This is a genomic window from Microcystis sp. M083S1, assembly GCF_020246405.1.
Taxonomy (GTDB): Bacteria; Cyanobacteriota; Cyanobacteriia; order Cyanobacteriales; family Microcystaceae; genus Microcystis; species Microcystis aeruginosa_C.
This window is the reverse complement of the sequence record NZ_JADBTB010000182.1, coordinates 1-19,161: the sequence shown is the minus strand read 5'-3', so window position 1 is coordinate 19,161 and position 19,161 is coordinate 1. Positions and strand designations below refer to the sequence as shown.

Below are 19,161 nucleotides of genomic sequence, written 5' to 3'. Positions count from 1 at the left end.
TTATAAAATTGATTAAACCCTCTATTTGTCTTTCTCTTTCATTTTGATTGGTTTCCATTTGCTTTTTTCTTTCATTTCTTGGCAGAACGTTTTTATTTTACCATAGCAAGCTCTATTTACGTATCAAATGGAATTGCTATAGTATCTTTCCACAACAATAGTTCAAATTTGAGTTTTATATTATCATTTTTTATGTAAAAATGGGGATTTGTGATCGCATTTGGCAGAATATTGAAAGTGCGATCGCTTTTTTATCGGGTGCATTAACACAGTATAATGCGCCTTATTTGTTGTCTATAATTTAAAAGATTGAGGCAAGGCAGTTTGTTGGGTTGGTCTTGTGTTAAAATTAAGCTGGAGTAAATTATAATCTCCGATTAAAATTTCAACGGAACAATCACCATGAACTTTTATACCGTTATTCTGAGAAAAAGTGCAGACTATTGGGTTTCATTATGTCTTGAAAATGGATTAGTTGGACAAGGAGAAACTCAGGAAAAAGCTATTGAGAAACTAAAAGAAGCGATTGAATCTTTTTGGGAGATTTATCGTGATCAAGCCAATATCTATACCAGTCCTATTCCTATAGACGAACTTCATGAATTTTTAACTGTGGGAGATTCTGAAACTCCCGAAACTTACGAACTCAGAAAAGTTTATGCCTAAAAATATTCCTTCTCTTAAACCCAAAGCACTAATCAAAATTCTTGAAAAAGGAGGCCGTCAATTTTATCGAGAAGGAAAAGGTGATCATCGTTTATATTGTAGAGTATTGTATAATCAACGTCGAATCGTTCCTATCGATATAGGTGCAAAAGAAATGTCCCCTGCTTATGTTTTACGAATTTTTAGACAATTTGGTTTTACAGATGAAGAAATAGAACATTTATTAAAATAGATGATTGAATGCGTTTTTTCAAACGAAGAAATTATCTATTCTAGTACGCTTTATCTTAATTTTATTTCCAAAAGCTAAAATAAAGCCAAAGCTAGTTTTTAAGGTACATTAACACAAGAGTAAAACCCTCGATTGCTTGTTATAAATTGATTTAATGATTAATTTTCACCCAGTCATCGTCGATAAATTAGCCTGCCTTAAAAACAGGTAAAGTGACTATCACCATTTTGCCTAATTTTTTCACTCTGGTAATGAACTTTTGATTATGAAATGATCCAAAGACGTTAATTTAAAAGATTGAGTTCAGGGGAGTTTGTTGGGTTGGTCTTGTGTTAAAATTGGGTTAGGGCTAGTCTGAATCATTTATCCTGTATCATTTAACGGCGGAGAAAACTATGGTAAAAACCTTTAAAGCAATTTTGAAAAATAATACCCTTCAATGGCTTGATGAAACCCCTGAAATCAACTCCGAATATCCTGTTAATGTTTATATTACCTTACTAGAAGAAAATATTATTGGTGAAAATCGATCTAACGGTCAAAAAATGGCCAATGCTTTGAAAAAAATTGCTAATAATAATACTTTTACTGATGTTGATACCCAACAGTGGCAACAACAAAATCGGTGCGATCGCTCTCTTCCTGATCGGGATTAAATCATGTTATTAGATAGTAATATTATTATCTATGCCGCTCAATTGGAAAATGAGTTTCTCCGGGAGTTTATTGCAGAAAATTCTCCTTATGTATCTGCTTTATCCTATCTGGAAGTTTTAGGCTACCATCGGTTAACTCATCAGGATAAAGTCTATTTTGAAGAATTTTTTAATGCTTCTCAAATTTTACCCATCTCTCAACCTGTAATTAACCAAGCAGTAACTTTAAAACAAATCAGAAAGATGTCCTTAGGAGATGCCATTATTGCGGGAACAGCTTTCGTTTATAATTTAACAATTGTAACTCGCAATATTGATGATTTTAATTGGATCAGTAAATTAAATCTATTTAAGTGGAATAGGAAGATGAAATTTATCGATAAACTAATAAATTATCATCACCTAAACCACTTTCTAGCCTAATTAATAGGGCCATTTCCAGTTAGTAATCTCGTCCTTATCGATACCATTGGTAAAAGCATAATCGAGATTATCGATAATAGCATTTTTCATCCGTTCTTTCACATGACCGGCAGCAGAACCTAATTTCGGCACGCGATCAATCACATCTATTACTAAATGAAAACGATCAACTTGGTTACGAATCGCTAATTCTAGGGGAGTATTAATATTCCCTTCTTCTTTGTAACCGCGCACATGAATACGTTCCTGATTACTGCGACGGTAGGTAAGTTTATGAATCAGCCAAGGATAACCGTGAAAATTAAAAATAATTGGCTTATCAGGGGTAAATAAACTATCAAAATCCCGTTCCGATAAACCGTGAGGGTGTTCACTTTCCGACTGTAATTTAAACAGATCAACCACATTGATAAAGCGAACTTTTAAGTAAGGGAATTCCTCCCAGAGAATTGCCGTTGCTGCTAAAGATTCTTTAGTGACAATATCCCCACAGCAAGCCATAATTACATCCGGTTCATCGGGATTGATTCCGTCATCATCGTTACTTGCCCAAGCCCAAATACCGATACCTTTGGTGCAGTGTTTAATTGCTTCTTCAATGGTCAAGTATTGCAGGTGTTTCTGTTTATCAGCAACGATAATATTAGTGTAATCCTTGCTCTTGAGACAGTGATTAGCCACACTTAATAAACAATTCCCATCGGGGGGAAGATAAACCCGCACCACGTCGGCACTTTTATTGGTTACTAAATCGATAAAACCGGGGTCTTGGTGACTAAAACCATTGTGATCCTGCCGCCAAACTACCGAGGATAATAACAGATTCCAAGAGGAAACAGAAGCACGCCAAGGCACATGATTTTTGCAGATATCGAGCCATTTAGCGTGTTGGTTGAACATGGAATCAATAACGTGGGCAAAAGCCTCGTAGGAGTGAAATAAACCGTGACGACCGGATAATAAATAACCCTCTAACCAACCGACTAAAGTATGTTCACTCAGCATCTCCATCACACGACCATCGGGAGATAATTGGCTACCATCTAAATCCTCTGGATAGGTATCAGCTAACCAAGCTTTTTTAGTCACTTCATAGAGAGCCGCTAAACGATTAGAAGCGGTTTCATCGGGACCAAAAACGCGAAAATTAGTCATATTATTTCGCATTACATCCCGCAAAAATACCCCCATCACTCCCGTGTTTTCCGCTTCCACTTGGCCCGGGTGGGTGACATCTACGGCATACTGACGAAAATCGGGCATTTTTAGGTCTTTACGCAGCAATCCGCCATTAGCGTGCGGATTAGCACTCATGCGACGATGACCCCTAGGAGCGAGTTCTTTAAATTCCGGCTTAAATTTACCCGTGGTATAGTCAAATAATTCCTCCGGGTTATAGCTTTTCATCCACTCCTCTAATTTTCTCAAGTGTTCGGGGTTTTCCTGCATAGCACCCATGGGGACTTGGTGAGCGCGCCAGAATCCTTCCACTTTATGACCATCAACGTTTTTCGGACCTGTCCAACCCTTGGGAGACCGGAGGATAATCATCGGCCAGGGGTAACGTTTAGCCACTCCCGTGCTGCGAGCTTCCTGTTGATAGGAGCGAATCTGATTGATACAGTGTTCTAGGGTAGCGGCCATTTTTTGATGGCAGTGCATGAGGTCTTCATCTTCCTTACATTCGACGATGTAGGGAGTGTAACCGTAACCGACAAAGAGACTTTCTAACTCGTGCGTCGAAATACGGGAGAGAATGGTGGGATTAGCGATTTTATAACCGTTTAAGTTTAAAATTGGCAGTACCGCACCATCGCGAATCGGGTTAAGGAATTTATTCGAGTGCCATGCGGTGGCAAGGGGGCCGGTTTCTGCTTCCCCATCACCCACCACCACGGCCGTAATTAGGTCGGGATTGTCGAAAACAGAACCGTAGGCATGGGAAACACTATAACCCAGTTCGCCGCCCTCATGGATAGAACCGGGGGTTTCGGGGGTGACGTGACTACCGATGTGACCGGGAAAAGAAAATTGTTTAAAGAATTTTTGTAATCCTTCCTCGTCTTCACTTTTATCGGGGTAAATTTCCGAATAGGTTCCTTCTAGATAAACCGGACCGAGTACCCCCGGCGCTCCATGGCCAGGACCTGCCATAAAAATCACATCGAGGTCGTATTTTTTGATTAAACGGTTGAGGTGAACGTAGGTAAAACTTAAGGCCGGACTTGCTCCCCAGTGACCAAGTAAACGATACTTAACGTGTTCGGGTTTAAGATGTTCTTTGAGCAGGGGATTATCGCGCAGATAAATCATACCTACAGCTAAATAGTTACAAGCGCGCCAATAGGCATGGGTTTTGTAGAGTTCGTCTTGAGAAAGGGGATTTTGCTCTGTTAAGGGTCTTTCTGGTGCGAATACCATGAATATTTCTCCAATATCTATGAACGATGAGATTAAGAGAGTTGATAGACAATTTCTCCATCGAGAGGGTTAACCCTCGGTCAGTTTTCAAACTGTAATCAAGAGTCTAACCTTTCGGAGCGTAAAAAACTATTAAAATAAGCTATATTTTGCCAATCCGGCTAGGGGAATTTATGTCAGTCGGGCAGGGTTTTTAAATGGCTTTTAAAGGCATATTAATATGTTCTTAACTTAGGTATCAATCATTCTCAGAAAGCTTTTAATGATTTTTTAATGTCAACTTTTCCCAAAAGGCTATATAATCATATTTTACTTTTTCGACAAAGGCCTAATCAGGTTTTCTCGATGCCGGTGGCGAGGACGACTAGGGTAGCAAATTGATGATTTTTTATCTTGGAAGCACTGAAACTTAAAATCTTTCTATACTTCATCTAGCGATCAATAAAAGCTGATTAGCATATATAGTGATTCTCTACAGGCTAATCAATTCTCGGATTGTTTTTTCTTGATCGTGCCTAAGCTTATCGCAGCTGCAAAGGAGTTTTTTTCATGACAAAAGTAAGAGTCGCCATCAACGGATTCGGTCGTATCGGTCGCCTCGTTTTTAGGGCGGGTATCCAAAATCCTGATTTCGAGTTTGTTGGTATAAATGATCTGGTTCCCTCCGATAATATTGCCTATCTGCTCAAATACGACTCCACCCACGGACGTTTTCAGGGTACGGTAGAAGCAAAAGAAGATGGCATCGTCGTGGATGGTAAGTTTATCCCCTGTTACTCGATTAAAGACCCTGCTCAACTGCCCTGGGGTGCAACTGGGGCCGATTATGTGGTCGAGTCCACTGGTTTATTTACCACCGCGGAAGGGGCAGGAAAACACCTGGAAGCCGGGGCCAAACGGGTGGTTATCTCCGCACCCACCAAAGATCCCGACAAAATTCGTACCATTGTACTAGGCGTTAACGATAATGAGTACGATCCCGCTAAAGATCTGATCGTCTCTAACGCTAGTTGTACCACCAATTGTTTAGCCCCGATCACCAAAGTTATTAACGATAACTTCGGACTAGCGGAAGGATTAATGACCACGGTACACTCGATGACCGCCACTCAACCCACCGTCGATGGTCCATCGAAAAAAGATTGGCGCGGTGGTCGCGGCGCCGGTCAAAATATTATCCCCTCCTCCACGGGAGCAGCCAAAGCAGTAACCCTAGTTATTCCTTCCCTAAAAGGCAAATTAACCGGTATGGCCTTCCGTGTGCCAACTCCCAACGTTTCGGCGGTGGATTTAACCTTTAAAACCGAAAAAGCCACCAGTTACGAGGAAATCTGCGCCGCTATGAAAGCCGCCAGCGAAGGTCCGATGAAAGGTATCCTCGGTTATACCGATGAGGAAGTGGTATCGAGTGACTTTATCACTGACCCCCGTTCCAGTATCTTTGATGCTAAAGCTGGCATTCAACTTAATGCCAATTTCTTTAAGGTCGTCTCTTGGTACGATAACGAATGGGGTTACTCCTGCCGGATGTTAGACCTGATGAAAATGATGGCAGCTAAGGAAGCAACCCTCGTAACAGCCTAAATCAGTTATCAGTTATCAGTTTACTGTTTACTGATAACTGATAACCGATAACTGATAAGATGAATCCAAAATTTAAAGATATTACCGCTTGGGAACAGGCACAATTATTAATGCAGCCGGCATTTATTCGGGTGCTGGATAATCTGCGTAAACAGTTAGAAAATTCCCTCTGGAAAGGAACTTATACAGAAATTCAAGATCCCTATCCCAGTTATCTGCTCTGTTTGACTTATCTCGATCGCTCCGTTACTGTAAATATTTGGGAACTTTGTTTTCAAGTCTGTTTTCTCGATTATCCCACCGATGAGGGAGAGAGCGTCACCATCGATACCAGTCTCCTCGACCCCACCGGTGAACTAGATTGGCAGAGTTTGGAAACGAAAACCGAGCGCATTATTAAGCAATTATTCGCTAATTTACCTCCATGAAAGCAGATTTAGAAACGATCAAGGCAGAGTATGCCGCTAATTTTCTGAAAAATTACAGTAATGATCCCCAAAATTTAGCATCCCAAACAATTTTAATCGATCGCTCCGATTGGGGTTTATTAGAATTAAAAGGCCAGGATCGACTGCGTTTTCTCCACAATCAAACCAGTAACGCGATCGAGCGCCTGAAACCGGGTCAGGGTTGTGAGACAATTTTCCTTAACTCTACCGGTCGTACCCTCGATTTTGTCACAGTTTACGCTGGCGATGATTCCCTCCTCATCCTCGTTTCTCCCCAACGTCGTCAATTTTTACTGGAATTGATCGATCGCTATATTTTCCCCTTCGATAAGGTGGAAATTAGCGACTTAACCGATAATTTTGCCATTGTCACCCTAATAGGTACTGAAAGCGGGCAATACCTGCAAAAAATCGCCATTCCAGAGCAGATTTTAACGGGGGTGCAGCATAGTCATTATCTCCTTTCTCAACCCGCCCTGAGAGTGGCCGTCGGCACCGGCTTAGACCTACCCGGATACACTTTAATCGTTGCCGCCGCCGAAGCCGGTCCCCTCTGGGAAAATTTAATTAAAAATGGCGTTACTCCCGCAGATGAGCAGGTGTGGGAATACCTGAGAATCCATCAGGGCCGACCAGCAGTCGATCGAGAATTAACCGAAGATTATAACCCTTTAGAGGCCGGTTTATGGCGAGCGATTGTCTTTGATAAGGGCTGTTATATTGGTCAAGAAACTATCGCCCGTCTCAACACCTATAAAGGCGTAAAACAAAGACTTTGGGGCATAAAACTCAGCCAACCCGTCCCCAGCAATACCCCGATTATTTTAGAAGCGCAAAAAGTCGGTTTACTCACCAGTGTGCTGGAGGATTTTGGCTTGGGTTATGTGAAAACAAAAGCGGGAGGAGAGGGTTTAAAAGTACAAATCGGCGAGGCAACAGGAGAATTAATCCCCTTACCCTTCCTCTCTCACGAATACCCCTAGAAAAGTGAGAAGTGGGGAGAGGGAATTATGAATTATGAATTATGAAGAACGTAGGTTGGGTTGAAGTATGAAACCCAACTGATAACTGATAACTGAAAAACCCCCCTAACCCCAGCGACTAGCGATAGGCATTCGCCAACCAGTGCCAAAAGCGCGATCGCTAATTTTTAAGACCGGGGGAGCTTGTTTGCGCTTAAATTCGGCATTTTTAACTAATTTAATCACTTTCTGCACAATTTCAGGCTCAAAGCCGGCGGCGATAATTTGTTCGGCGGATTGATGGCGATCGATTAATAGTGCTAAAATAGCATCTAAAATCTCGTAGGGAGGTAAAGAATCTTGATCCTTCTGATTGGGTTTTAATTCAGCACTAGGAGCTTTATTAATCACATTGAGGGGAATAATTTCCCCGTGCCGATTTAACCAGCGACAGAGGGAATAAACGCGGGTTTTCGGCACATCAGCAATCACTGCTAAACCACCATTCATATCACCGTAAAGGGTGCAATATCCCACCGCCATTTCTGATTTATTGCCAGTGGATAATAGTAAATGACCAAATTTATTAGAGAGAGCCATTAATAAATTACCGCGAATGCGTGACTGAAGATTTTCTTCGGCAATACCAAAATCAGTCCCAGCGAAAAGCCGCTCTAAAAGTTGATCATAAGCAGTCATAATTTCTTTAATTGCTAACTTCTCACTTTTGATACCTAAATTATTAACTAAAGCCACTGCATCGCTAATCGAATGGTCGGAACTATAGGGAGAAGGCATCATCACAGCGAGAACATTTTCTTTACCTAATGCGTCGCTGGCAATAGCGGCAACTAAACTGGAATCAATGCCACCACTCAAGCCGAAAATTACCCGTTTAAAACCGCATTTCTGCACATAATCTCGCACTCCTAAGACTAAAGCTCGATAAATTTCCTCATCTTCATCGACGGGTAAAGGATGAATAACTGCGGGTAACAAATCTTGATTAAACTCGATCAATTCTAGGCTAGAAGTAAATGCCTGAGCGCGATAAATCACTTCTCCTTGTCGGTTAAAAGCCACGCTGTCACCATCAAAAATTAAATCATCATTACCTCCCACTTGATTGACATAAACTATCGGTAAATTATATCTAGTGGCACTATGGGATAATAAAGATTCTCGCAATTTTTGCTTACCGACACTGTAGGGAGAAGCGGAAAGATTAACGATTAAATCCACTCCTAAATTAGCTAAATCGGCGATGGGATTAACCGCGTATTGACGCTGACCCCAAAATTGTTCATCATTCCAAACATCTTCACAGATAGTTACACCGATTTTTACATTATTTTCTGTTATTTGAAAATATTGACTTTCTTTCCCAGAAGCAAAGTAACGATCCTCATCAAAAACATCGTAGGTAGGCAATAAACGTTTAGTAAAAATTTGTTTAATCTCTTGACTTTTTAACAAAGCTATGCTATTAAATAACGGCTTTTCTCCCCTGACCGTTGCCGAGGGATTTTTTTCGACAAAACCGACTAAGACGGCTAACTTTTCTGGTAATTGTTGGGACAATAATTGCAATTGTCGAGACATTTTCTCCACAAAACCCAGATTTAATAACAAGTCTCTGGGGGGATAACCACAGAGGGATAATTCCGGGGTTAAAAGTAATTCCGCTCCCTGATTAAATGCCGTTTGAGCGGCCTCTAAAATTCTTTGGGCATTTCCTTCGATATCTCCAACAATGGGATTTAATTGAGCGATAGCAATTCTCATATTTTTTCCTATTTAAACAAAAACTAACGGTTGCTCTTTAAAGGGAGCAAAAGCTTTTTCATCAAAGCGATATAAACTAGCAGGACGACCGGCACCACGAGAGACTTTTAAACCCATATCCTTGAGAAATCCTAATTTCAATAGCCGATTTCTGAAGTTAGAATAATCACTAAAATTTTTACCTAAAATTGTCTCATAAAATTGATAAAGATCATTTAAAGTAAATAATTCTGGTAAAACCTCAAAAGCGACGGGACTATATTCTACTTTATTGCGTAATCTTCGCCAGCCATATTCCAAAATTTGACCGTGATTAAAGGCTAAATCTGGCACTTTATCAATCATATACCAAGTGATATTATAATCCCGTTCAGTGATTAACTTTGCTTCCTCAAACCGCACTAAAGCGAAGTAACTCACCGATAGATAACGTTCCCTAAAACTCTCGGCCGCTGCCGGGGAATCTCCCTCTGGACTGCCAAAAGTATATAACTGTTCTAGATAGAGATTATTGACACTAATTTTCTCGGCTAAAATTCGATAGGCTGCCGTTTCCAGTGATTCCCCATTTCTCACTAAAGTTCCGGGTAAACTCCAGTAATTACTAAAAGGTTCTTCCCGTCGTTTAATCAGAAGCACCAGCAGCCGATTTAATTGGGTATCAACGGAAAAGATCACGTTATCAACTCCCACTTTAAAATCAGCTAGAGATTTATTAGCTAGGGTCTTTGGCGGTTTCATGCGTAAAGTTTTTGACCTTCGATATAATCTTTAATCGGTGCAGGAACAGCCTGTTTATCGCCTTTTTCTCGATAATCTGTTGAGGATACAGCCGGAGCAAATACATCAGCAATTAGACAATCACCCCCCAATGTTTGCAGTTGTTCAATATCATCTTGGTTAATAGGATAGCCTGGACGAGGAATCACGAGAATTTTGACTTTTTCTAGTAATTCTTGGCTACGATACCAGTGCCTAATTTGTCCAGCTAAATCAGAACCAATGACTAGGGTATATTCCTCCTGTTCTCCCCAAATTGCTTGCGCTTTTTCCACACTAATTAAGCTACGTCGATCGCTTAATTCTCGTCGCAGTTGTATATTATCCCTTGGGGGTTGAATATCCCGGATGAGCAAATTTAACATCCTCAGACGATGTTCGAGACTGGTTTGATGATTTTTAAAGGGATTATCGGCAGCCCAAACTGCAACAATATCGTACTGTTCCGATAACCATTTTAGTATGGCTTGATGACCGGCAGTAGGAGGATCGGCACTGGTTCCAAAAAGGGCAATTTTAAGCATAGGGTTCAATTGCTTGCTCACTGAGGGATTCGTTTAACTCTGCTCAAGCTTGGCAAAGATTAACTTCTCCCCATTATAGTTGATTTTACCAAAATAGGGCAAGAGGATCAGTGATCAGTAATCAGTGATCAGTAATCAGTGATCACTGAAGTTTTGCGACGAGTGGGCTGCTATTAACTTAACAGAAAATTCCCTAACACTTGGCCGTTCTGAATAGGGGAGATTGCGTCTAATTGCAAAGGGTGCATCTCACATTTGCAGAAATACCGACAATCAGCACTTATCAGTGACTCTTAAATTGGTACAAAAATATGAACAATCGCGTGTAAGCATCCCACCGAAAAGCTAATGCGCGGGGGGTTTGGGGGCGGCGCCACGCCCCCAACGGGGGGTTTGGGGGGTAGAACCCCCCAAAGGCTTGGATTGAGTGATAAAATCGGAAGTAATGCCCGATTTTAAAAGAGAGTTTCCCCGTAAAAATCCCAATTGGTAGATTGACAAAAATGAGATGCACCTATTGCAAAAAGATACTTATTCTTGAATAAGAGCATAATCATAATGCTCCAAAATTTCACCTAAACAGGATGAATTATCATCGTATAAATTACCTAAGTTGTCTTCTTGCAAATGGTTTCTAACCCGATCAAAAAGCCCAACGGAATAGACACTATCATCATGACGAGAACGGTATCTAATCCCATCTACTCCTTGGGGATGTTCCCAAATTGCCTGCCCCCAAGTCCGACAATATTCATAATCACCAGAAGAAATGCGGGCATCTATTCCTATGCGAACAAGGGCCGGCCCCGTTAAGTCGGCCAACACTAAAGTGCGATCGCTTCTAATTCTAAAAAGATTTCTATTTCTTAGGGCTGTAACGGTTACGGCTCCGTCAAATGTTCGGCCAAAACATTCAATAAAGGTACTGCACTCATCACCCACATAGAGAAGCCCATAGCCCTGATTTGGCCCATCGAAACGACCGCTACCACTGCGGTCAAAATGAAGACTAGAAAGGTGTCCGGTTTTATTTAATCTTAGCCAGGGGCCTGGGGTTTCAATGACGGGCAATTGACGCTGACTAAAATCGTCTGGTGGGAGGGGAAAAGGAGGCAAACCCATTACGCTGCGCTATGACTCCCGTAGCACTTAGCGGCCAAAACCACTGGCTCGATTTCTCCCTTTTGGAGTTTTTCTAGCGGGGTTGCTCCCTCTAAACGAATATCACCCGTGAGCAGAAAGAGCATTTGTGTCCAAGCACCATCTTCTTTTAAAACGGCTAACACTTGGTCTAAACCTGACAAAACTTTGCCATCAATAAATTGCCAAGCGGGATAAACTAATTCCTCGTTGACAGATAAACCTAAGACCTGATGATTGAGCCTCATAGTTTCTAATTCCAAAGAACTACAGGCTAAAACACTACAAACCTCAGCGCTGGTTAAGGTTCCGCCTTGCTGAGATAGGAACCGCTTCTTCGCTTCTTCGCCTCGTTTAATGGCAGCTGCCAACGCAGGGGCCAAAGCTAAAGGAGATTGTGTTTTTTGTATAGATTCTAACATTTTTAAGCAACCCTACCACCGTCAACAAGACCTGTATAAAACAAATATAAGTCTCCCTTCAAATGTTTAGTCTCTTGTATCAGCTTACTTTTATCGTCTGAATACCCAATAACCTTACCTTTCTCTGGCCAGCCATATTTGTCGCACTCAGTGATCTCTACGACCACCCATTGATCGGGGTAATAGGATGAGACATCGGCTATACTCCAATCTTCTGTTTTGTGGCTAAGTGCTTTCATGGCTGAATCGGCTGCTTTCATAAGCTCCTCTAGAAATGTTTAATTTTTCTGTTGAACTGCTAAACCTGAAAATAATCCTAGACAAAGGTTTCAATAGCCTAGACCTGGACTCTATGATCCGTCTGAAACTTGCTCATTATCACAGACTTCGGTTTTCAACAACCAACAATTCTTATTATAATCCCGATCTCCATTTGTAGCCAACAATTGTTGCAACGGAGATAATGACGCTTACCGATAATGTCAACCAAAAAAAATTGGGGAGATAAGCCATTTGTAACTATCTCCCTCAAGCCTCAATTTAGTGGGTTGGCATTTTGCTTAGAGATTCAAAGGTTTTGTTGATGGCTTCTACTAATCCCCAGGAGTGGGAATAATAAACACCCGCTTCTACTTCCGCTTGGCGATCGCTGTGGGCATTTACCCAATCGCTTGCCGGTCGTCGGTGGTGGTAGTCATGTACTGGACTATCGCCCGTCAGGATCAGCAGTCGCACGGGTAAATGGTAGAAAAACAGCCGGAGCCACCAACGGGTTTCTCCCCAAAATTTGACCCAAAAGGGGTCAAAATCATTGAAAACAGCCAGCTCTTCGCAACAAAAAATAGCAGAGGTCATTTCGCCAGTTTTCTTAGCAAATCTGTGTTCTACACACTGGCGTAGTACGCTACTGATCTCGAAAAACACGCTCAGAGTCGGAACAAACACTAATAAAAACCCGGCCCAAGTATGGGTAATGGTCACTAAACTTAAAATCGAGAGCCAAAAACCGACAGCCAGCCAGTTGTGTTTTACGTCCGTTGAAAAAAACGTTCCTTTTAGGCGATCGCCAAATTGACGGCAGTGGAAAGTCGCAGAAAAAATAAGCTTAGTTAAGTGTTGCCATGCTTGCTGCGGACTCATCTCTGGACGGAAACCCGCTTTGTAAAAAAACTCAAAGGTTTCATCACCGGGGCGCATTAATCCTTTGGAATGGTGAGTTTCGCAATGCTTTTTCTTGTAACTATTAAAAGGCATGGAGAGAGTAAGAATTGAAATGAATTCCCCTAACACTTCATTCCAAAAAGGATTGGCAAAAACAGCATTATGAGAGCAAGCGTGCATAATGGTTAGCCGTTGCATCCGTAAAGATGAGAGTAAACAGACTTGACTAATGGGAATTGCCCACAGGTAGGCATTATCTACAAAGGCATAATTGCTGATGAGAAGACCAAAGGCAAAAAGTAAAAAGGTTAGAGAGATTTCTTCCCCTGCTGTTTTTCGGCGTGTCGCTTGTCCTGTGCGAGGTTTAGCGACTAACCAAGTAACCCAAGATTCTGGCAGAAACCCAGTCTTTTCGTGAATTTGTTCACGAGTATCCGAAGATGAACAATTTTGTAGTAACATAAAAATCACAAAAACTTAGTTTGATGGGTGGTAGCAATACCACCTTTTTATATTATTTTCAACGATCTCAATAAAGAACTCAACCAATTATTGTTGTTTTTTTTGTAGAAAAATATATTATTTTTTGCAATAATTATTGGTTTAAAGATGCAACAATTGTTGGCTTGAGCTTGCAATAATTATTGGCTTTTAATTTTATAGTTTTGGAAACCAAATGCTTACCAAATTGTGGCTTTAGTAATCTAGGCTCATCAATTTTTTCTTGGCAACAGTTCCGTGATTAGCCACGCTGAGGTTGTGTAGGGTATGGCAACCATTGGAGGGGCAGTCAATTGAACGACAAGAGTGGAAGATATTAGGAGAACTTTAACTTTTTGGCTGGGCGACATACTGGCCTCCTGTTATTTCAAGTTTGTCCCTCATTGTACAAGTAAATTATTGGCTGTCAACCTACAAAAGTTGCATAATATTTGAGATTTAAAGATGCAACAATTGTTGGTTTAACTTTGCAATAATTATTGGTTTTCAATTCCAGAATTTTGAATTATCGTACATACATAACTTTCATCCCGTATTGCAGAAATGGAGGGGAATGGTATGTCGAATGCAACTGTTAATCAAGCAATTATCAACTGTGTATATGTAAACCGCACAGAAAAAACAGCTATTCTCAAAATTGACTTTATGGGACAATGGCTAGAGCGAGTCGTTGAGGTAGGCCAAGATTTTTGTTTTAAAGCTCCTGAAGAGGGACACTTAGATATTTTTACCTATGAGATGGCTACGATGACGCTGGAAGATAGAATTCCGTGTCGAGAATTGGCGATATAAGGATCGTCTGATTAAGGTCTTGCCAAAATTAAGGAGGGGATTGGTCGCCAAGCCTTGCAGTTTCTGGATTTGGAAACTAAACCCCTACCAGATTTTGGGTCTTGCAATAATTGTTGGTTGATTTCTCTTTTGGTTTTATGGGACTATCTCAGAAGCAATATAACTTTCTGGTTATTATTGCAATACACTTTGAAACAGTATCGGTGACTACAAATACAGCTATGTTGATTACCTTAGGATCGAGGATCACCCCAAGCGAAGGAGAAAGACTTCTATGGCACCATCACTGTGTGATGCCCAAAAGCAGGCAAGAAACTGTGGTTTGGATATACCCAAGCTACAAGCTTTGTTGAAAGAAATCGAACCCCTATCTGAAAAGTACAAAATTATGTTCTATCTGGCGGCTACAGGGCTTTATTCCGCCGATGATTTGGCTGAAAAGTTCAATCATAGCAGCGGCAAAAATCTAAACGCAGATTTCAACAAAAATCTAGGAGCCGAACTTAAACTTTCCCTTGATTTAGATGACAGTGATCGTCTGGGAATTACTTCCCTAAGAAGGATTCTCTTTAAAAAGGGCTATCTTCTTGACATTAATGACGATGAATTAGTGAGAGTTTTGCCAACACGCTACGCTGAAAATTCGCAATTAGAGGAGCCTTCTGCTTCAGACCCAATTATTGTTGATCAGAATACCACCAATCAAGGAGATTGATTTAAAAATGGAAAACACAGAGTTATTGTGCGAGATACTACCATCGGTCACTCCCCGTGCTGACATTATTAATGGGTTGTTAGCTCAACTAGACAATGAACAGGATAGCGATTGCCGTGCTGAAATCATAAGGAAATTGGGAGAATATCCTGAGCCTCAACTTATTAAAAAACTTTGGGATTTGAGAAATAATCTCGAAAACGAATCTGATGATTTTGTGCAGTACGAAATTAAGCTTAGTCTGCATAAAGCGGCTACCCAAAAAGTTTTGACTCCAATAGGTATTGATTTTTTTCTGGATAACTTAGAGGTATTCCAATCAAAAGATAACAATTCTCAAGCTCCAAAAGTCCTAATTGATGCTGATCTGATTGAAGAGTTTTTATTACGAAATCAGACGACTCTTAACAGGGAAGCTGCTAGGGTTATGGGACTTGTTTTAGAGGGAAAAATTAATCCTTACATTGGGGAAATGGGATTAATCAAAATTTGGCATAATATCAAAAATCTGAAATCTAGAGAAGATGCCAATCGTTCGATCATTGAACTTCTGAGTAAGATTAACGTCGGTCAAGTTAACTTGAAAGAAATTGACCTAGAAAAATATCCCAACGTTAATTTAAAAACGGCAATTCAAGTTGAGATTGCCAGAAAGTATAGCCTAGCAGGTATTATCACCATCAGAGATCGAGAATTCATTGCCAGTGGATATCCTTTTGTGGGGTCCCCTTCCCTATTCTTACAGTCTTTAGGGAAAGATACCTCGCCAGCTTCTATCGAAAGAACTCTCAAAAATCTCGGTAAAGCGGCAATGGAACATGAAAAAGAAAAACTCAATCAGCTTGTAGAAAACGAGCCTCAACAAAACTTATTCTTTGAAGATAATCTTTTGCTTTTTCAAGGCTGGAAAATTGAGAACTTTGAAATTCTTTGTGCTAATAACAATTTAACTGCTGCGACAGTTATCCTATGTAATACAAAAACTCAAAAACGTTACACTGAATCAGCCTTTAAAAAAGGTTCAGTAGATGCACTTTGTACTGCTTTTAATGAGGCTCTAGCTCATTTAGTTGAGGTTAAACATACCCTTAAATCTATCTATTTAGCCAACTTGACACCGGGTCAAGAAGGAGAAGTAACTGTCAAGGCGGTGGTTGAGTATGATGGTAAAGAAGTGATTACCATCTACACCCATGAAAATATTCTCAAGGCTTATTTTTTCGCCTACGTCAAAGCGATGATTGCCGTTTATGCACCCGATGAATATCACCCCGATATTCATCGCACGGAAGAATTGACATATTTGCACAAAATTGGCGAACGAGATTTTCGGGGACTCAATTTCAGCCAAGTTAATTTAATGGATTGTGAGGCCAATCTTTCCGATGCAGAATTGACAAAATTGATGGGATGTAACTTCAGTCAGGCTAATCTTTCGGGGGGTAATTTAACTAATGCTGATTTAACAGGAGCCGATTTAAGTCATGCCAATTTGAGCAAAGCTAATTTAACGGGAGCTAACTTGACCGATGTTAAATTAGATGAAAATAATCTAACTCTCCTTGATGGCACAATTTTGACTAACACAATTATGCCTGAAATTAACATTGAAATTAGCGGCGAATCCCGTTTAGAAAAGGTTGCTCAACTACTCAAACACATTGATCCTAAAAGTCAATCTCGAATCTTGGCTGTTCACTCCATGACAGATTCCATCTGGTGGGATAATCCCCTTGGTCAAAAATTCTGGGAAGTTAACGAAGAACTAATAAAAAGTAAAATTTCTATTCAACGAGTTTTTATTCTTCCTGAAGTTCCGACTCCAAAGCATTTACAGGTGATTCAGGAACAACTTAACTCTGGCATAGAAGTTGCTTGTATTTGTCAGGAAAAAGCCAAAGATATTGAAGGCTATCGTTGGGATGATACCAACCTATTGATTAGCGAAAACTTATCTGTTCCCAGAAATTCTTTTACAGCGAGAAGAACTATGAATGGTCAAACAGAATCAGGTTATATTTCCTATCAAACAAGAGTTGTCGAGACAGATAAAAGTATCTTTAACGCTCTATGGGAAAAATCCGAAAAACTCTCTACTCAAGCTAATATTCAGGAACAATTAGCAAACCTGAATACCTGACCCCGAACTTTATTGTTTTATTAACTGATGCTCACAAGGCGATCGCTCTTTCTATTCTATTTTGATAAAAAGCGATCGCTAAAAAGAAATTTCTCGGTCGTTTGTCACACAATCCTGAAGATATAAATCAATTAGTTCCTGATAAGAAATTCCTTTTTCTTTTGCTTTTTTTTCAAAGAAATCAATGACATCAATCCTTAAAGGTAAAGTGACCTGCCGCTTGAGTTGTTGAGCAAAAGGATTAGGACGACTTTTCATATTAGCGAGATCATACTCTGATTTCATCAACAATAACCTCGATGAGGACAGTATAGTATTTTGTTTAAATTTAACGACTCAATTATAATACATACAATCAAATTAACGATAGTTTGCTCTTAAAAAATTTTTCTCTCTCACCTCAGAAAAACTGCGATCGCTCTTTCTATTCTATTTTGATAAAAAGCGATCGCTTCCCCACAATCCCTAAAAAATAACCATAAAATTAATTAATAAGTGGGTAGGGGTTAAAAATTATCAGATGCCCCCCTTATCAAGGGGGATCCCCCCGCCTATCGGCACCCCCCTTATCAAGGGGGGCAGGGGGGATCGAACCTAAAATCCATTATTAATTTAATTATAACCAGCCACTTAGAATATCGGAGAAAGACAAAGATGATTATCGCTCAAGAAAAACCAACTATTGCGACAGTCACCAAAACCCCTGTCACTTTGGAAGCATATCGGGCGATCGCTGAAACTTCTCAGGAACGTTATGAATATTGCCATGGAGAAATGATTCTTATGCCTGGAGGAACCGCAACCCACAGCGCGATCGCGATCAATATCTCGGTTTTTTTGGGATTTTTATTAAGAGATAGGGATTTTCGTCTGTATAACAGCGATCTGCGGCTGTGGATTCCTGAATATAATTGTGGAACCTATACCGATCTCATGGTTGTTAACCATGAACCAGAATTTAACGGCGATCGCAAAGACGAAATTCTTAATCCTTTATTTATTGTAGAGGTGCTTTCCCCCGCCACGGAAGCCTATGATCGAGGTGATAAATTTAGAAAATATCGTTCCCTGCCAAGTTTTTGTGAATATCTGCTCGTTAGCCAAACTGAACCCTACATTGAGCAATATTTCAGACTCGCACAGAGCGATCGCTGGCAACTACAAACCTACGATCAACTTAGTCAAATAATCCCTCTGGAGAGTTTAAACGTTGAACTTCCCTTGCTAGAAATTTATCGTCGTGTTAGTTTTGCCGCAGCCTCATAAATCCCTTAATCCGATTAATAACCTTTCTATTTTGTTTGCATAAAAAGCGATCGCCCCACAGTAAAGAAGCGGTGAGGATTAGTTCTAATGAACTACTCTGGATAGTTAGGCAGAGAATGATATTGAAAGATGCCAAAGATACTGCCGACACTGCCGACACTGAGAATACTGCCGACACTGCCAATACTGAGAATACTGCCGACACTGCCAATACTGAGCATACTGCCGATACTAACCAGACTTAAAATGCTGCTGGCACTAGCGAGACTTAAAATACTGCCGGCACTGCCTAAACTCAAGATACAGCGATAACTAGCTTTGCTCAGATAATTAAGACCGGAAATCATTTTAAATCGGGGAAAGATTGGGGAATAGTTAGGGAAGTATTTTGCCAAACCTGTTTTGACACTCCCCGCTCTAAAGAGACGGGGATTCTTGGTTCACAGAGATTACTTGCTTAGACAGAATTGCTTCTGAAAAAGTAGAGGTATTCTCTCCCCAAGCGTTTATTGGATCGAGCCCAAAGGTTCCGGTATGCCCTA

The 19,161-nt window shown here is 40.5% G+C and carries 21 protein-coding genes; 11 read left to right on the top strand and 10 right to left on the bottom strand.

Features of this window, described 5'->3' with window-relative positions; genetic code table 11:
- The first annotated feature begins 402 nt into the window (after positions 1-402).
- The 4 genes from IM450_RS16595 (at position 403) to IM450_RS16580 (ending at position 1,977) form a co-directional block, all read left to right on the top strand.
- Positions 403-666 (top strand): type II toxin-antitoxin system HicB family antitoxin, encoded by a 264-nt coding sequence (locus IM450_RS16595; protein ID WP_194033219.1) that lies wholly within the window; start codon positions 403-405, stop codon positions 664-666.
- Positions 659-898, top strand: coding sequence for a type II toxin-antitoxin system HicA family toxin (locus IM450_RS16590; RefSeq protein ID WP_002754041.1), 240 nt, complete (start codon positions 659-661; stop codon positions 896-898). The genes IM450_RS16595 and IM450_RS16590 overlap by 8 nt, the downstream gene beginning before the upstream one ends.
- A gap of 395 nt (positions 899-1,293) precedes the next feature.
- A complete protein-coding gene (locus tag IM450_RS16585) occupies positions 1,294-1,554 on the top strand; it encodes a hypothetical protein (RefSeq protein ID WP_002757302.1) in 261 nt (86 codons plus the stop codon).
- A gap of 3 nt (positions 1,555-1,557) precedes the next feature.
- Positions 1,558-1,977 carry a type II toxin-antitoxin system VapC family toxin gene (locus IM450_RS16580; protein WP_287670834.1) on the top strand — a complete coding sequence of 140 codons (420 nt, stop codon included), beginning with the start codon at positions 1,558-1,560 and terminating at the stop codon, positions 1,975-1,977.
- Here the strand turns inward: IM450_RS16580 and IM450_RS16575 are convergent, their stop codons facing one another.
- A complete protein-coding gene (locus IM450_RS16575; RefSeq protein ID WP_287670832.1) occupies positions 1,978-4,398 on the bottom strand; it encodes a phosphoketolase family protein in 2,421 nt (806 codons plus the stop codon). It abuts the gene before it with no gap.
- A gap of 549 nt (positions 4,399-4,947) precedes the next feature.
- On the opposite strand from IM450_RS16575, the gene gap reads away from it, so the two are divergent.
- The 3 genes from gap to ygfZ are packed head-to-tail and all read left to right on the top strand — an operon-like array spanning position 4,948 to position 7,414.
- Positions 4,948-5,982 carry a type I glyceraldehyde-3-phosphate dehydrogenase gene (gene gap, locus IM450_RS16570; protein ID WP_002739710.1) on the top strand — a complete coding sequence of 345 codons (1,035 nt, stop codon included), beginning with the start codon at positions 4,948-4,950 and terminating at the stop codon, positions 5,980-5,982.
- Between the two features lie 59 nt (positions 5,983-6,041).
- Positions 6,042-6,410 carry a hypothetical protein gene (locus IM450_RS16565; RefSeq protein WP_002802888.1) on the top strand — a complete coding sequence of 123 codons (369 nt, stop codon included), beginning with the start codon at positions 6,042-6,044 and terminating at the stop codon, positions 6,408-6,410.
- The gene (gene ygfZ / locus IM450_RS16560) at positions 6,407-7,414 is read left to right on the top strand and encodes a CAF17-like 4Fe-4S cluster assembly/insertion protein YgfZ (RefSeq protein ID WP_287670829.1); all 1,008 of its coding nucleotides are present in this window, start codon (positions 6,407-6,409) and stop codon (positions 7,412-7,414) included. Before IM450_RS16565 ends, ygfZ begins: the two co-directional genes overlap by 4 nt.
- A gap of 105 nt (positions 7,415-7,519) precedes the next feature.
- On the opposite strand, the gene IM450_RS16555 is transcribed toward ygfZ, so the two are convergent.
- The 7 genes from IM450_RS16555 to IM450_RS16525 form a co-directional block, all read right to left on the bottom strand.
- Positions 7,520-9,178 carry an NAD+ synthase gene (locus IM450_RS16555; RefSeq protein WP_287670827.1) on the bottom strand — a complete coding sequence of 553 codons (1,659 nt, stop codon included), beginning with the start codon at positions 9,176-9,178 and terminating at the stop codon, positions 7,520-7,522.
- A 12-nt stretch (positions 9,179-9,190) separates the two neighbouring features.
- Complete coding sequence (locus IM450_RS16550) at positions 9,191-9,919, bottom strand: NUDIX hydrolase (RefSeq protein WP_287670825.1); 729 nt, start codon at positions 9,917-9,919, stop codon at positions 9,191-9,193.
- Positions 9,916-10,482, bottom strand: a complete 567-nt coding sequence (locus IM450_RS16545; RefSeq protein WP_002743664.1) for a nicotinate-nucleotide adenylyltransferase — start codon at positions 10,480-10,482, stop codon at positions 9,916-9,918. Before IM450_RS16545 ends, IM450_RS16550 begins: the two co-directional genes overlap by 4 nt.
- A gap of 531 nt (positions 10,483-11,013) precedes the next feature.
- On the bottom strand, positions 11,014-11,604 hold the full coding sequence (locus tag IM450_RS16540; protein ID WP_287670823.1) for an RES family NAD+ phosphorylase: 591 nt from the start codon (positions 11,602-11,604) through the stop codon (positions 11,014-11,016).
- On the bottom strand, positions 11,604-12,044 hold the full coding sequence (locus IM450_RS16535) for a hypothetical protein (RefSeq protein ID WP_287670821.1): 441 nt from the start codon (positions 12,042-12,044) through the stop codon (positions 11,604-11,606). Before IM450_RS16535 ends, IM450_RS16540 begins: the two co-directional genes overlap by 1 nt.
- Positions 12,045-12,046: 2 nt before the next feature.
- Positions 12,047-12,304 carry a hypothetical protein gene (locus IM450_RS16530; RefSeq protein WP_287670819.1) on the bottom strand — a complete coding sequence of 86 codons (258 nt, stop codon included), beginning with the start codon at positions 12,302-12,304 and terminating at the stop codon, positions 12,047-12,049.
- A 280-nt stretch (positions 12,305-12,584) separates the two neighbouring features.
- Complete coding sequence (locus tag IM450_RS16525) at positions 12,585-13,667, bottom strand: hypothetical protein (protein ID WP_287670817.1); 1,083 nt, start codon at positions 13,665-13,667, stop codon at positions 12,585-12,587.
- 597 nt (positions 13,668-14,264) lie between these two features.
- Between IM450_RS16525 and IM450_RS16520 the strand changes: the two genes are divergently transcribed.
- The 3 genes from IM450_RS16520 to IM450_RS16510 all read left to right on the top strand — a co-directional run bounded on the left by IM450_RS16520 (position 14,265) and on the right by IM450_RS16510 (position 17,353).
- Complete coding sequence (locus IM450_RS16520; RefSeq protein WP_287670815.1) at positions 14,265-14,498, top strand: DUF1830 domain-containing protein; 234 nt, start codon at positions 14,265-14,267, stop codon at positions 14,496-14,498.
- Positions 14,499-14,772: 274 nt separating this feature from the next.
- On the top strand, positions 14,773-15,213 hold the full coding sequence (locus tag IM450_RS16515) for a hypothetical protein (protein ID WP_287670813.1): 441 nt from the start codon (positions 14,773-14,775) through the stop codon (positions 15,211-15,213).
- 7 nt (positions 15,214-15,220) lie between these two features.
- Positions 15,221-17,353: a pentapeptide repeat-containing protein gene (locus IM450_RS16510; protein ID WP_287670811.1), complete on the top strand. Its 2,133-nt coding sequence runs from the start codon at positions 15,221-15,223 to the stop codon at positions 17,351-17,353.
- A 78-nt stretch (positions 17,354-17,431) separates the two neighbouring features.
- Here IM450_RS16510 and IM450_RS16505 read toward each other — a convergent pair whose 3' ends face one another.
- Positions 17,432-17,638, bottom strand: coding sequence for a hypothetical protein (locus IM450_RS16505; RefSeq protein ID WP_002740011.1), 207 nt, complete (start codon positions 17,636-17,638; stop codon positions 17,432-17,434).
- Between the two features lie 369 nt (positions 17,639-18,007).
- Between IM450_RS16505 and IM450_RS16500 the strand changes: the two genes are divergently transcribed.
- A complete protein-coding gene (locus IM450_RS16500; protein ID WP_110578544.1) occupies positions 18,008-18,619 on the top strand; it encodes a Uma2 family endonuclease in 612 nt (203 codons plus the stop codon).
- Positions 18,620-18,711: 92 nt separating this feature from the next.
- Here IM450_RS16500 and IM450_RS16495 read toward each other — a convergent pair whose 3' ends face one another.
- Complete coding sequence (locus IM450_RS16495; protein WP_002750132.1) at positions 18,712-18,966, bottom strand: hypothetical protein; 255 nt, start codon at positions 18,964-18,966, stop codon at positions 18,712-18,714.
- Positions 18,967-19,161 lie beyond the last annotated feature (195 nt).